The organism is Gracilibacillus alcaliphilus (assembly GCF_016909015.1).
Lineage (GTDB): Bacteria > Bacillota > Bacilli > Bacillales > Amphibacillaceae > Gracilibacillus > Gracilibacillus alcaliphilus.
In genome coordinates this window covers 62,148-76,840 of sequence record NZ_JAFBFA010000021.1, presented here as the reverse complement: position 1 = coordinate 76,840, position 14,693 = coordinate 62,148, and the positions used below count along the sequence as shown (strand labels likewise).

Genomic DNA, 14,693 nt, shown 5'->3' with positions numbered 1-14,693 from the left:
CGTCGCTAACCTCTCTCTACTGACAGGAGTCTCACTTGTATAGAAAATGGCGAAGTAATTATGCCATGAAATGACTAATTTATCAATAGTTTAATGCAATTCTACCATTTTTCTTCTGTGTTATGTGATACAAACAGAGCATTTACGAAAAAAAGCTAATTATTCTAATCGAAAGGTTTCATGTAAGGCATTTAACGCCTTTTCCAAAAATTCATTTTGTATTAACACCCAAATCGTACGATGGCTATCTGCCGACTGCAAAATCTGCACCCGCTGCTCCCTTAATGTTTGCACAATAGCGGAAGTTACACCAGGTACCCCAGACATACCAGCCCCTACAATCGAGACTTTGGCACAGTCTCTGGTGACCACCGGGCGCACGTCTAGCTCATCTAATACTTGTAAAGCCAATTTTTCATCTCTCTCAAAGATTGTATATATCAGCCCGTTTGGTGAGATATTGATAAAATCCACCGATATACCAGCTTCCGCCATCGCTTTAAAGACATTGACATGTAGTTCTGCCGGTTCTTTTATCTCTTCAATTTTAATTTGGGTAATTTTATTAACATAGGCAATTCCTGTAGCCAAACGATCCTGTACATCCGCTGTATGCGGAGTCTCTGGTAGATTGGTTATAAGTGTCCCTTCATCATCCCGTCGCGTAGATCTCACTCTAATCGGGATATTGGCTTGCATAGCAATTTCAATTGCACGTGGATGGATCACCTTTGCCCCTTGATAAGCCAAATTACAAATTTCGGTATATGAAATCGTGTCAATCTTCTTGGCGTTCAGCACCATCCTTGGATCTGCTGTCATAATACCTTCCACATCGGTGAAGATGTCAACATATTCCGCCTGTAAAGAGGCAGCTAATGCTGTGGCAGAGGTGTCGCTTCCCCCTCTGCCAATCGTTGTGATCTCATTGTTCTCTGTCTTGCCTTGAAAACCAGCTACAACAACGACTTGATGATAAGTTAATAACTCATGTATTTTCTTTGTATCAATTGACTTTATTTGGGCGTTTGAAAAATTACTTGTTGTAATAATTCCAGCTTCTCCGCCAGTAATAGCAACTGATTGAATACTATGTGATAAAAGATCATGCGAAAAAACAGTTGCTGAAATAGTTTCTCCTACAGAGAGCAGTAAATCCTTCTCTTTATTAGACAGCTGAGACAGCCTGCCTTCGACCAAAGCAAATAATGTGTCGGTCGCATACGGATCAGGGTATCTTCCCATAGCTGAAACCACTACGACTACTTTATAGTTTTGTTCTAATGCCTTTTGCACCTGTTTGATGGCTGCTTCTCTGGATTCTTTATCTCGGACGGAGGTACCACCAAACTTCTGAACCAAAACTCGCATTCCTCCACCTCTTTTATTTAGTAAGCCAGTTATTTTTCACTAAAGATTCCGCAATTTGCACAGAGTTCCATGCCGCACCTTTCAGGAGATTATCCGAAACAACCCATAAGTGGAAACCTTTTTCATTATCTAGGTCTTTACGGATACGCCCTACAAATACCTCACTTTTGCCTGATGCAGAAAGAGGAGTTGGATAGACTTGGTTAGCCGGATCATCCTCCAATACCACACCAGCAGCTTGACTGATCGCTTCTTTTAATTCTGCTGCCGTTACACCTTCTTTATCCACTTCTACATAAACACTTTCTGCATGAGAAGTAAAAAATGGTAACCTTACACAAGTAGCAGCCACCTGGATCGCGTCATCATGCATGATTTTCTTTGTTTCATTGATCATTTTCATCTCTTCAAATGTATAACCATTATCTTGGAATACATCAATTTGAGGCAGTGCATTAAATGCGATTGGGTAGTGTTTCTCTGCACCAGATACTGGCAATAACTCTGCTTTTACTGCTTCGCCATTAAGCAATGCCTGTGACTGTTCTCTCAATTCTTCTACGGCTTCATTACCAGCACCAGATACTGCTTGATAGGTTGAAACCAGAACTCTTGATAAGCCAAACAGGTCCTGAACTGGTTTCAGCGCAGCCACCATTTGGATGGTAGAACAGTTTGGATTAGCAATAATTCCATTATGTTTCGCAATATCTTCTTCGTTTACTTCTGGTACAACCAATGGTACGTCTGGATCCATACGGTATGCACTAGTATTGTCGACCACTACAGCACCGCGTTTGACTGCCTCTGGTGCCAATGCCTTAGAAACGGAGCCGCCTGCAGAAAAGAGAGCGATATCTACCCCTTCAAAGCTTTCTGGTGTTGCCTCCTGCACGATATATGTTCTCCCTTGAAACTCTACTTCTTTACCAGCAGATCGTTTAGATGATAAAAGCAATAAGTTCTTAATAGGAAAGTTCTTCTGATCCAATGTTTCCAGCATTTTTACCCCTACTGCACCAGTAGCCCCTACTACTGCTACATTAAATTGTTGTTCTGATGTCATGTTATGTGTCCCCTTCCACGGTATATTAATATTTATCTTGTGATCATAATGAAAGTGCTGAATAGCTGGCTATCCATCTGCAAACTTATCATAAAATAAGACTTCCATCCGTGCAATTTTTCTCCATCACTGATGAGCAGCGAATTTTTATCAGAGTGCTACTTCACCTAATAAGGTTTACGGATGATTTGCATCTTGATAAAACAGATTGTTTCATGATAATTCTTCATAATGATACGATACTGCCTATATCATAACATATAATTAGTTATTCTTTAATTATTAGATCATAATTACTTCGCTCTTTCAATAATTACTGGCTGAATTTGTTTATGTTCTAAAGCTAGCTGTACGGTTTCTGGAATTAATGTCATATCGGCAACCATTGAATTAGGCTTTTTAACTGGATCATCTTGACCAAATGGAACGAAATACATCAGCTTAGTGGCCATCAAGCGCATTAGATTCACACCATTTAGTCCTAAAGCATCATTGGTAGACACTCCGATTACAACAGGGTTGCCATTCCTGATGGTCGCCTTTGTAGCCATTAGAACCGCACCGTCTGTAATAGCATTAGCCAGCCTGCTCATTGAATTGCCAGTTAAAGGTGCTAATACCATAATATCTAATGGCTCAATCGGTCCAAGCGGCTCTGCGTCAACAATGGTTTTGATCGGTTCTCTTCCGGTAATCTCGCGAACTCGGTCCATATGATCTTTTGCCTGACCGAATTTACTGTCTGTATCTTGAAAAGTCTGGGAAACAACCGGCACCAGTTCTGCCCCCATCTCCCTTAACCTTTCCATTTGCGGATAGACGGCGGCATAGGTGCAGTGAGAACCAGTTAAACCAAAACCAATTTTCTTTCCTTTTAGATCCATAACACAACCTCCTAGCAGTAGATAAAAAATGAATTAGGCTATCATCCTAACTCAGTATATGACTGCTAAGGATAAATGTTACTCTACTGGGGATCATCCATTAGCTGAATCACTTGCGTGGCCAGAATTTCCCCTGCTGTCTTAGGTGCCACCATACCAGGCAGACCTAATGCATGGATCGTCTTTATCCCGATGGAATCGGCATAATTGAAATCAATTCCCCCTGGTTTAGAAGCTAAATCAATTATCAGCGACTGACTGTTCATTTGCTGCAGCAAGGAAGCATCTACCACTTTACTTGGAATAGTATTAATTAATATTTGACAATCACTTATATACTTTCCTGCCTCTTCCATACTGTATCCTTGCCAGCCTCTCTCATATACGCGAGCCAAATCGGCACCAGACTTAGAGACAACAGAAATATTAGCTCCCAAGCCAGCAAAGCAATTAGCGGTTGTTTCACCAACTCGCCCATAACCGAATATATATACGTTAGCATGATGAATCGTTACATTAGTATGTTGAATAGCTAACATCACGGTTCCTTCCGCAGTGGGAATAGAATTATAGATTGCTACTTCATCCCGGTACATCAATTCGATTAATTGTAAATTAGCATTTTCCGTATAACGATCCAGTGTCGGGTTAGATATCCCGGTAAAGATCACACAATCCTCTGGCAAAGATTGAAACCATTCTTCTGTCAGTTGAATGGATTGATCAGAAAATACGGCTTCCACATACCCTTCATCATCTATCCCAGTAATAGGCAAAATAACTCCTTTTAATTGATCTGTATTTAAATTTGTCAATTCGGTTTTCATCGCTTGTGTATAACTCTGTTCTACCTGTTCAAATCCTAATAATTGAATGTGTAAATTTTCTTCCCTATTTAACGCATGAATCATTGGCAGGTATCGTGCATCACCGCCAATAATTGCTAATCGTTTTGTTTTATCCATCTCTTCCTTCACCAACCTCTCTATCTCAATGTATCATATGTAAACTGTGGTACAGAAGTGAAGAGGCAAATAACCCTATTTTATATATTAAATGAAATGATGGACGGCGAAGCGGACTCTGGACTCTCGTCATAACAACCCGTATGGGCAACATACACAGCAGCAAATAAACATTGGCTCTTATTATATCATTTTGTCAAGACATAACTGCCATCCAATAAAGAGAAAATTTCATTATTAGAAAGAGAACCATCTAACAGGATCGTAATCCAATGGTCTTTATTCATATGATAAGCTGGCAAAATCGCCTTCTGTCTCCTAAAAAAACCACCTAAATCCGGATCACATTTTACATTCAGTATCTCCACTTCACCTTCGCCTTCTAGATTCAACTTATTCCTAGCGACACGCATCAGTAAACCGTACCACTTGTTATTTTTCTCATGTCTGAGCACAGCATAGTCTGGGTACTTCGTCCACGGATAATCAGGCTCTGTATTATATTTTCTTTCTGCATAGGATAAAATCTCTGTTTTCTTCATGAATATCACCTTCTTCTTTCACATATTTTTATAGAGCCCTCTCTTTTCTGACAGCCATTTTATTATCATTAATTATACAAAAACAGATAAAGGATGAGCTTCCACTACCTCTGCTCATCCTTTATCTGTTTCGACGATAATCATATCATCGCCGATTTTCTTTATCTGTTTCCAATCAATCCTGGAATAAACCTCTGTTTTGCGAAGCCCGAACATCGTATATTGTGGAATCGTAAACGAAATAATTTGTCCCGTCTTTTCATCAATTTCCAAATCTGTCTGACCCAATACCCCTAATCGTGAACCTGATGTTAAATCAATTAACTCTTTGTTGCCTAAATCATTAAATCGCAAGGATATTCTCCTTTCCAGTGCTATTTAGGTGTTATCATCGCTTGAGCGGCTTGTTCTATTTGCAAACCATTCAACAGTCTCTCCACATCTTCTAATTGCACTTGATCGATTCGATTCATTATCTCATCTAAGGATGGATGTTCTCTCTGCAATAACTCATTTCTGGCATTCCTGCTCATCTTGCTGTTCATACTTTCGAGGCTGAGAATATGCAAGCCTTTTAACTGTTCCTTACTATTGGACCATTCTTTCTTGCTTATTCCTTGTGTACGCAATTGATGAATAATCGTGTAAATCTTATCTTGTACATGTTTCAACTGATTTTCTGATGTGCCTGCATAAATGGTCAACATCCCGCTGTCGATAAAAGCGCTGTGGTACGAGTAAATGGCATAAGCCAAACCTGATTTCTCTCTGATTTCTTGAAAAAGTCTCGAACTCATATTGCCACCCAGCACGTTATTCACAATCAGCATGGGATAGATATCTTTATCACTAATGGAAACACCTTCAAAACCAAGGCATAAATGAGCCTGTTCCGTCTCCTTTTGCCCTTGGATATATCCAGCATGAAAGGTTGGCAGCTGCTCCTCTTGTAATGAGTTTGAGGTCGTTTCTACTTGTAAGGTTTGTTCCACCTTATCCATAAATGAGGCATCGACATTACCTACAACAGACACAACAATATGATCAGCAGTATAGTGGTCTTTTACGTATTGAAACAGCTGCGACTGCTCTAAGCGGTGAACCGACTCCTTTGATCCCAGAATCGGCTTTGCCAGCGGATGTTCTTGATACGCGACTGCAGCCAAATGGTCGTGAATAATATCGTCTGGTGTATCTTCTGTCATATTGATTTCTTCTAAGACTACTTGTTTTTCCCGTTCGATTTCTTCCTCATCAAACACAGAGTGTAATAACATATCAGCAAGGATTTCCATCGCCATATCCTTATGTGTATCTAACACCTTGGCATAGAAACAGGTATACTCTTTTGAAGTGAAGGCATTTATTTCACCGCCAACTGCGTCAAATGCTTCAGCTATTTGCTGTGGTGTATAATTAGTTGTTCCTTTAAACAGCATATGCTCGATAAAATGAGATATACCATTTTCACTATTTCTCTCATTTCGTGAACCTGTCTTGATCCAGATTCCAATTGTTACAGAGCGAACTGTTTGTATTTCTTCTAACACAATCCGCATTCCATTCTGAAGTTCTTTTCGATGAAGCAAATAAGATCCCCCTATATTCTATAAATTTCACATATATACAGCCGCGAGTTGAGTTATTCTTGGCGAAGACATAAAACGCCATCAGCAAGACCTCTTGCAAAACTTATCGAGGTGTTAACCCCCCGTTTCCCGTCTTAAAACTTATGGAAACCTCCATGTCCGGAAAAATCGATATGGTAACATTCGCCCAAGATACATTTGAAAAGAAAAAGAAACTGGTTGTCCAGCTTCTTCTCTCTTAGTTATTTTGCTTTTGCTCAACTAATACTGCCTTACGAGACAGGTTAATACGGCCTTGACGGTCAATTTCTTTTACTTTTACCATGATTTGATCACCAATGGAAACAACATCTTCCACCTTGCCAATTCTTTCTTCAGCGAGCTCAGAGATATGCACTAATCCTTCTTTGCCTTTAAATAATTCAACAAAGGCACCGAATTTCTCAATTCGCTTCACCGTGCCAAGATACATTTGACCAACCTCTACTTCACGAACAATATCTTCGATTAATTTCTTCGCCTTATTATTCATTTCTGTATCGGTAGATGAAATAAAGACATGTCCATCTTGCTCAATATCAATCTTAACACCAGTTTCTTCGATGATTTGATTAATTTGTTTACCACTTGGCCCAATAACATCACGAATTTTATCTGGATTAATATCCATTGTTAAGATTTTTGGAGCGTAAAGTGAAAGTTCTGTTTTCGGTTCTTTAATCGTTTCTAACATATGAGAAAGAATATGGATTCGGCCTTTTTTCGCTTGTGACAAAGCCTCTGCCAAAATTTCACGTGACAGACCTTCGATTTTGATATCCATTTGCAGGGCGGTTACTCCTTGGGCTGTACCTGCTACTTTAAAGTCCATATCCCCTAAGAAATCTTCCATACCTTGAATATCACTAAGAATCGTGTAGTCTTCACCAGATTTGACCAGACCCATGGCAATACCAGCTACTGGTGCCTTAATTGGTACACCGGCATCCATCATAGCTAACGTACTTGCACAAATACTTGCTTGTGAAGTCGAACCATTAGATTCCAATACCTCGGATACAAGGCGAATCGTATAAGGGAAATCCTTTTCATCAGGAACTACTTTCTCTAAGGCACGTTCTCCTAATGCACCATGTCCGATCTCACGACGACCTGGCCCACGAATCGGTCCTGTTTCTCCCACACTAAAGGAAGGGAAATTGTAATGATGCATGAAACGCTTAGATTCTTCTGCATCAAGACCATCAAGAATTTGTACATCCCCAAGTGCACCTAGTGTACACACACTTAATGCTTGCGTTTGTCCACGAGTAAACAATCCTGAACCATGTGTTCTCGGAAGTACGCCAATGCGAGAAGTTAGCGGGCGGATTTCATCAATTTGGCGGCCATCCGGACGAATTTTTTCTTTGGTAATCAACCGACGGACTTCTTCTTTCACAATCTTATCAAGTATCGTTGCTACTTGTTTTACAACATCTGCTTCTGCTTCATCCGCTTCGTAAACTGCTAGAATGTCTTGTTTGACATGTTCAATCGCTTCCTCACGTGCATGTTTCTCTTGCACTTGAATCGCTTCTACCAGGCGTTCTTTCGCCTTATTATTTACCTCTGCAACTAACTCTTCGTCTAATTCAAACAAGTTAATTTCCATCTTTTCCACATTAAGTGCTGCAACAATTTCTTCTTGGAAAGCAATCAGACGTTTAATTTCTTCATGACCAAACATAATGGCTTCCAACATAATCTCCTCTGGTACTTCTTCTGCACCAGCCTCTACCATGTTGATCGCGTCTTTTGTACCAGCTACAGTTAAGTCGATATCACTCTTCACTCGCTCTTCCAACGTTGGGTTGATAACGAATTTACCATCTACTCTGCCAACTACTACACCGGCAATCGGTCCAGCAAAAGGAATATTAGAAACACTTAACGCAATAGAAGAACCAATCATTGCTGCTATCTCTGAAGGTAGATTCTGATCTACACTCATAACCGTACTAATCACTTGTACTTCATTACGGAAACCATCGGGAAATAATGGACGGATCGGGCGGTCAATCAATCGAGAAGTTAAAATAGCCTTCTCACTTGGTCGTCCTTCACGTTTAATAAAGCCACCAGGGATCTTCCCAACAGCATATAACCGTTCTTCATAATTAACAGTTAATGGAAAAAAGGAAACATCCTTTGCTTCTTTAGAAGCGGTTGCTGTAGCTAATACTGCCGTATCACCATAGTGTACCATACATGCACCGTTCGCTTGTTTCGCTAGTTCACCGATCTCAACACGAAAAGGTTGTCCAGCGATCTCAGTTGAAAATACTTTTTTTTCGTCTACCATTATCGTTCTCCTCTCAAAAAAGCCTTACAAATTTCTTCATACATATCATTTTAGCATTGTTTGTTCCATATGTAACTTAATAGTTCTATTTCTTTATAGTAATTTCCTTTTTTTCTGTATTTATCCCTTATTCCTTGAACAGACATCCGGGTTCTTTTTTGCATACAGAAAAAGCGGGATCACTCCCGCTTTACACCTGCTTATCGACGTAAACCTAATTTGTTAATTAGTTCACGATAACGCGCAACATCTTTGTTACGAAGGTAGTTAAGTAAATTACGACGTTTACCTACCATTTTTAATAGACCACGACGTGAGTGGTGATCTTTCTTATGAGTGCGCAAATGGTTATTCAAAGTATTGATTTCCTCAGTAAGGACAGCAATTTGAACCTCTGGAGAACCTGTATCATTCTCGTGAGTTTTGTACTCATTGATAATTTCATTCTTACGTGCTTGTGTTAAAGCCATCCTGTTCACCTCCTATTAATATAACTGAAACACCAATCCCCTAGCAAGCGTCGGAGAACTCGCGTTGCCAAGCAGATGGTTTCCGTAATAAAGATTACACCTTTTCGCGACAAAAAGCAAGAGTTTTATTTATGAAACGAAAGAAAAATCAGTCGTGCTCTTTATTTCTCTTTGTTTAACCGAGCCATTGTGACACTTTCTTTACTTGTCTCTATGGATTATATACATTTCTTTGGTGCAAAAATTAAGTTTAATGATATAATTCTCTGAAAAATTCCCGCGAGCGTTGTTCATCTTCTTGGAGTTTCTCAATTAATGCCTCCACACCTGAGAATTTCTCTTCGGCTCTTAAATACTTCTTCCAGTAGATTGTCACATTCTGGCCATAGATATTATCATCGAAGTCAAAAATATGCACCTCTAGCTTCTCGTTCTCTCGATCTTCGGTGAAGGTCGGGTTATAGCCTAAGCTGGCCATCGCATAATGAATCTGGCCATCAACTTTAATTTCCACCACATATATACCTATTGCCGGCAAGTAGTAATTCTCGTTTATCCGAATATTTGCTGTTGGATAACCAATAGTTCGGCCACGTTTATCACCATGTATTACCTCACCAGACATCGAATAAGAGCGTCCTAACAGTTTCTCCACCATTTCGACATCACCTTCAGCTAAAGCCTTTCTAATTCGAGTCGAGCTAATTTTTTCCTCGCTGTGCTCAATCTTGTCTACTTTTGTCACTTCCAGCTCATCCCCAGCCAATTCTCGGATATTCATCATATTACCTGCACCTTTATGACCAAAAGTAAAGTCATAGCCTGCTACTAAATGGGTAATATGTAATGTATGAATAAAATGCTCCAAAAAATGTGCTGGTGAAAGCTGTGCTAGGGAAGGATCAAAGCGAATAATATATAAGATATCGACATCTAGCTCTTTTATTTTTTCAATTTTCTCCTCGATAGGAGTAATATAGCGCACTGCTTCCTGTTTATTCTGCAAAACAACAGAAGGATGCGGATCAAAGGTAATCACTGCCGAAGCACGATTCGTCTGATCTGCTATTTCTTTTGCCTGTTGGATAACTTGTTGGTGTCCTTGATGAACCCCATCAAAAAAACCAATTGCAGCTACTGTTTCAGGTAAGTCTCCTTTTGTTAATTGATGTGGATATGCAAGAGGCTTCATTTCCATATCTCTCACCTACTTTCCATTAATTGAACTAAAATTGAAATACACGAGCAGGCTTTAATTGCTCCTTCGTCTCATGCAGCTGATAGATGGCTAACAACTGTCCATCGTATACCATTTGAAAAAAGAGAGTCTGCGGCAATTGCGCAGGCAAAGACAGCTTTTGTCCATGACGTATCCGTTCCTTTGTCGCCTGATCAACTTCCAGTACATCTAAATGGGACAACCCCCTCGAGATCGGCAATAACGGCGGCTCCTGCTGTTTATCTATCTGTACTTGCAACTCAGCTAATGTCAAAGCGTCAGCTTCTGTAAAACCCGCAGTACCTGTACGGATCAAATGCGCCATATGGGCTGGGTAACCGAGTGCTCTCCCGATATCTAAGCACAACGTGCGAATGTAGGTTCCCTTGGAACAGGTAACCTCGAATTCAATCGATTGTACCTTATTTACTTTATCATAATTGGCAGTCAGAAATCGAATATCATGTATGGTTACTTGGCGAAAAGGACGATCAACCGGCTGATTTTCCCGAGCATATTCGTATAGTTTCTTCCCATTAACCTTCACAGCTGAATACAAGGGGACTTGCTGGCTAATTTCTCCGCAAAAATGCTGCAAAACCTCTTGTAGTTTTTGCGTGGTGACTGGTATATCCACAGCTTTCTGTTCTTGCACCATGCCCGTCTGGTCTTCAGTATCGGTAGAGAAACCAAGCATTGCCACCGCACGATAAGTCTTGGTTGTATCCGTTAGATAAGGAACGATTTTGGTCGCTTCTCCCAGACAAAGCGGAAGTACCCCTTCTACCTCTGGATCTAAAGTCCCCGTATGCCCTACTTTTTTTGTTTGTAACATCTTTCGCACCTTGAAGACACAGTCATGGGAGGTCATGCCTTTTTCCTTCCACAAAATTAAAATACCATCCATGTTATTTCCTCACTTCTAAAGGTTGTTCAAAAAGTCCAATAAAAATGACACGGCGAATTTCTGCGTTGGCTTGCTTTTCCGCTACTCACGTATTAAAAGCATACGTTCCGTGGCTCAAAGGCTACGCCGCCTTGAACTTCTTGGTCTTTTTTTCGAACTTTTTGAACACGCACTTTTATGTAATAATTCGTTTCTAAATGGTCAAATCGCCACTCTCAGCAACGGCAATATGAGTCCTGAGGGCAATCTGAAAACCCTTGTCGGAACAAGGGTTTTCCTGATTAATCATTAGATTGATTTAAATCTCTGAGAATGTGTTCAATGCGATTTCCACGTTCGATCGTATCATCGAAATCAAACATTAACTCTGGAGTTTTCCGCAAGCGAATTCGTTTGCCGATTTCGGAACGAATAAAACCCTTTGCTTTGGCAAGGCCAATTAATGTCTCTTGTTTCTTATTTTCATCACCCAGGACAGAAATAAATACCTTTGCCTGTTGTAGATCTCCGGTAACTTCTACATCTGTAATCGTTACAAAGCCTACTCTAGGATCCTTTATTTTTCGAGAAATGATATCGCCCAGCTCTTTTTTCATTTGCTCGGCTACTCGATTAGAGCGTAATTCACTCATTCCAATCACCTCTTGTGTATAGTTAAACATTATCTGTTTTCCACATTAGTTAATGTGCGCTCAACCTCTGGGAAGGAATCTATTATTTGGAACGCTTGCTGCATCACCTGTTCATTGATTTCATTCGAATCCGAAACAGTTGCTATTGCAAGCATCGTTCGCTGCCATAAATCTTGGTAATCCATTTCGGCAATCGTTATATTCAGTGTCTGACTGAGGCGTTTTTTTATACGTTTCAGAATGGACCGTTTATCTTTTAGTGAATGGCATGTCGGCAAAAAGATCTCCACTTCTGCGTATAGTAACATTAAAGCTGGATTTCCTCCATTACATAGATTTCCATCACATCTTCTTCCTTGATATCATGGAAGTTTTTGATAGTAATCCCGCACTCGTAGTTTTGAGCGACTTCTTTCACATCATCTTTAAACCGGCGAAGGGTGTCGATCTCTCCTTCATAAATAACCACACCATCCCGTACTAAACGGATACCAGCGTCTCTTGTTACTTTGCCTTCTGTCACATAACAGCCAGCAATAGTTCCAATCTTCGATACTTTAAAGATTTCCCGAACTTCAACTTGACCAATTACTTTCTCTTCAAATTCAGGATCAAGCATACCTTTCATGGCAGCTTCGACTTCTTCGATCGCCTTGTAAATCACGCGATGCAGACGAATATCCACGTTCTCAGATTCTGCTGCCTTCTTCGCATTATTGTCTGGACGCACATTGAAGCCAATTACAACAGCATTAGAGGCAGAAGCTAAGATAATATCTGATTCTTTAATGGCACCTACACCCATATGAATAATATTAACCTTCACACCTTCTACATCAATTTTCTTCAAGGAGGCGGCTAAGGCTTCTACAGAACCTTGTACATCACCTTTGATGATAATGTTAATGTCCTTAATTTCACCTTGTTTGATCTGTTCAAATAAGTCATCCAAGCTGACACGAGATTGGGAACCGCGTTTTTCTTCAATTTGACGCTGTTGTCTAATCTCGCCTATTTGACGGGCTTGCCGTTCATCTTCAAATACTACAAAAGTGTCACCAGCAAGTGGAACATCGTTTAGGCCGGTTATTTCAACTGGTGTAGATGGTCCTGCTGATTTAATTCGTTTGCCAATATCATTAACCATGGCACGAACTCGACCAAAAGTATTGCCGACAACAATAGGATCTCCGACATTTAATGTTCCATTTTGCACCAGCAAGGAAGCTACTGAACCGCGTCCTTTATCTAATTGAGCTTCGATAACTGTACCATTTGCTAATCGGCTTGGATTAGCTTTCAACTCTTCCACTTCAGCAACGAGTAGAATCATTTCTAATAAGTCATCGATTCCTTCACCCTTAATGGCAGAAAGCTGTACGAAAATCGTATCTCCACCCCAATCCTCAGGAATCAATTCATATTCTGTTAATTCCTGCATCACACGGTCAGGATTTGCCCCTTCCTTATCCATTTTATTAACCGCAATGATAATTGGTACTTCTGCAGCTTTAGCGTGGTTAATGGCTTCTACTGTTTGTGGCATCACACCATCATCTGCCGCTACCACCAAGATAGCAATATCGGTCACCTGTGCACCGCGTGAACGCATACTAGTAAAGGCAGCGTGTCCTGGTGTGTCTAAAAAGGTTACTTTTTTGCCATTTTCCCGTACTTGATAAGCACCAATATGTTGTGTAATTCCGCCAGCTTCTCCTTCTGTTACCTTTGTATGACGAATAGCATCAAGAAGTGTAGTTTTACCATGGTCAACATGCCCCATAATTGTTACAACTGGAGGGCGTTCCTTCAATTGACTTGGCTCATCTTCTATAATATAGGTAGCAAGGTCTGCCTTATCAATTTCTAATTCTTTTTCTACTTCTACACCAAATTCACCACAAATCAATTCAAGGGCATCATCATCTAAATCTTGGTTTTTAGTTGCCATTACTCCTAAGAACATTAGTTTTTTAATGATTTCATTAGTTCCCTTATTTAATTTACCAGCTAATTCTTCTACTGTAACGGAACCAGAATAAGTGATTTTTTCAGGTGTATTCTTCGCCTGATTGTCTTGTTTAGCAGGTGCCTGTTTTTGATGTTGTTGCTGTTTGTTTTTTTGGTTTCTGTTTTGATTTTTATTTTGGTTTTTATGTGGTTTTTTCTGGTTATTTTTCGGCTTTGCTTCTTTATTATTCACTGGTTTAGACTCCGTTTTTGGCTTGAAATGTTCGTCTAATTTCTTCACCATTTCGTCTGAAATAGTAGACATATGGTTAGACACCGATACATCTAATTCTTTTAATTTGTTAATAATTTCCTTGCTAGTTTTATTTATTTGCTTTGCATACTCATATACTCGTATTTTTGACATACGTTCACCTCCGAATATTTTCATCAAGCAATGCAATCAATTTCTTCGCAAATCCATTTTCATGAATGGAAACAGCTACACGACCTGATTTTCCTACCGCCTGTGAAAGGGTGTCGCGATCATCTACAAAGAAAACAGGAATTTGATAGGACGTGCATTTATCCGTCAATTTCTTGCGTGTCTGATCACCGATATCACTTGCAATAAGAACTAACTTTGATTTCTTGGATTGAATTTCCTTCACAATTTGTTCTTCACCAAAGGTACACTTGCCTGCCCGAGTGGCTATCCCTAACAGATTCAGATAAGATTTCTGCTGCGCCATGA

Annotated in this window: 15 protein-coding genes; all 15 read right to left on the bottom strand. The window is 40.0% G+C overall.

Annotated elements, in window-relative coordinates; translation table 11 throughout:
• Window positions 1–159: 159 nt before the first annotated feature.
• Complete coding sequence (dapG, locus tag JOD18_RS14970) at window positions 160–1,371, bottom strand: aspartate kinase (protein ID WP_204669952.1); 1,212 nt, start codon at window positions 1,369–1,371, stop codon at window positions 160–162.
• A 13-nt stretch (window positions 1,372–1,384) separates the two neighbouring features.
• Window positions 1,385–2,437 (bottom strand): aspartate-semialdehyde dehydrogenase, encoded by a 1,053-nt coding sequence (locus JOD18_RS14965; RefSeq protein WP_204669951.1) that lies wholly within the window; start codon window positions 2,435–2,437, stop codon window positions 1,385–1,387.
• A 293-nt stretch (window positions 2,438–2,730) separates the two neighbouring features.
• Window positions 2,731–3,321, bottom strand: a complete 591-nt coding sequence (locus tag JOD18_RS14960; protein WP_204669950.1) for a dipicolinate synthase subunit B — start codon at window positions 3,319–3,321, stop codon at window positions 2,731–2,733.
• 83 nt (window positions 3,322–3,404) lie between these two features.
• Window positions 3,405–4,286 carry a dipicolinic acid synthetase subunit A gene (gene dpaA / locus JOD18_RS14955; RefSeq protein WP_204669949.1) on the bottom strand — a complete coding sequence of 294 codons (882 nt, stop codon included), beginning with the start codon at window positions 4,284–4,286 and terminating at the stop codon, window positions 3,405–3,407.
• Window positions 4,287–4,474: 188 nt separating this feature from the next.
• Window positions 4,475–4,828: an MmcQ/YjbR family DNA-binding protein gene (locus JOD18_RS14950; protein ID WP_204669948.1), complete on the bottom strand. Its 354-nt coding sequence runs from the start codon at window positions 4,826–4,828 to the stop codon at window positions 4,475–4,477.
• A gap of 114 nt (window positions 4,829–4,942) precedes the next feature.
• A complete protein-coding gene (locus JOD18_RS14945; protein WP_204669947.1) occupies window positions 4,943–5,182 on the bottom strand; it encodes a YlmC/YmxH family sporulation protein in 240 nt (79 codons plus the stop codon).
• Between the two features lie 20 nt (window positions 5,183–5,202).
• The gene (locus JOD18_RS14940; protein WP_239588150.1) at window positions 5,203–6,417 is read right to left on the bottom strand and encodes a M16 family metallopeptidase; all 1,215 of its coding nucleotides are present in this window, start codon (window positions 6,415–6,417) and stop codon (window positions 5,203–5,205) included.
• Between the two features lie 238 nt (window positions 6,418–6,655).
• Window positions 6,656–8,761: a polyribonucleotide nucleotidyltransferase gene (gene pnp, locus JOD18_RS14935; protein ID WP_204669946.1), complete on the bottom strand. Its 2,106-nt coding sequence runs from the start codon at window positions 8,759–8,761 to the stop codon at window positions 6,656–6,658.
• Between the two features lie 200 nt (window positions 8,762–8,961).
• Window positions 8,962–9,231, bottom strand: a complete 270-nt coding sequence (gene rpsO / locus JOD18_RS14930; RefSeq protein WP_204669945.1) for a 30S ribosomal protein S15 — start codon at window positions 9,229–9,231, stop codon at window positions 8,962–8,964.
• Window positions 9,232–9,481: 250 nt separating this feature from the next.
• Window positions 9,482–10,429, bottom strand: coding sequence for a bifunctional riboflavin kinase/FAD synthetase (locus JOD18_RS14925; protein ID WP_204669944.1), 948 nt, complete (start codon window positions 10,427–10,429; stop codon window positions 9,482–9,484).
• Window positions 10,430–10,457: 28 nt separating this feature from the next.
• Window positions 10,458–11,357, bottom strand: a complete 900-nt coding sequence (gene truB / locus JOD18_RS14920) for a tRNA pseudouridine(55) synthase TruB (protein ID WP_204669943.1) — start codon at window positions 11,355–11,357, stop codon at window positions 10,458–10,460.
• Window positions 11,358–11,638: 281 nt separating this feature from the next.
• Window positions 11,639–11,989 carry a 30S ribosome-binding factor RbfA gene (rbfA, locus tag JOD18_RS14915; protein WP_204669942.1) on the bottom strand — a complete coding sequence of 117 codons (351 nt, stop codon included), beginning with the start codon at window positions 11,987–11,989 and terminating at the stop codon, window positions 11,639–11,641.
• Between the two features lie 29 nt (window positions 11,990–12,018).
• The gene (locus JOD18_RS14910; protein WP_204669941.1) at window positions 12,019–12,297 is read right to left on the bottom strand and encodes a DUF503 domain-containing protein; all 279 of its coding nucleotides are present in this window, start codon (window positions 12,295–12,297) and stop codon (window positions 12,019–12,021) included.
• The gene (infB, locus tag JOD18_RS14905) at window positions 12,297–14,366 is read right to left on the bottom strand and encodes a translation initiation factor IF-2 (RefSeq protein WP_204669940.1); all 2,070 of its coding nucleotides are present in this window, start codon (window positions 14,364–14,366) and stop codon (window positions 12,297–12,299) included. Before infB ends, JOD18_RS14910 begins: the two co-directional genes overlap by 1 nt.
• A gap of 4 nt (window positions 14,367–14,370) precedes the next feature.
• Complete coding sequence (locus JOD18_RS14900) at window positions 14,371–14,691, bottom strand: L7Ae/L30e/S12e/Gadd45 family ribosomal protein (RefSeq protein ID WP_204669939.1); 321 nt, start codon at window positions 14,689–14,691, stop codon at window positions 14,371–14,373.
• Window positions 14,692–14,693 lie beyond the last annotated feature (2 nt).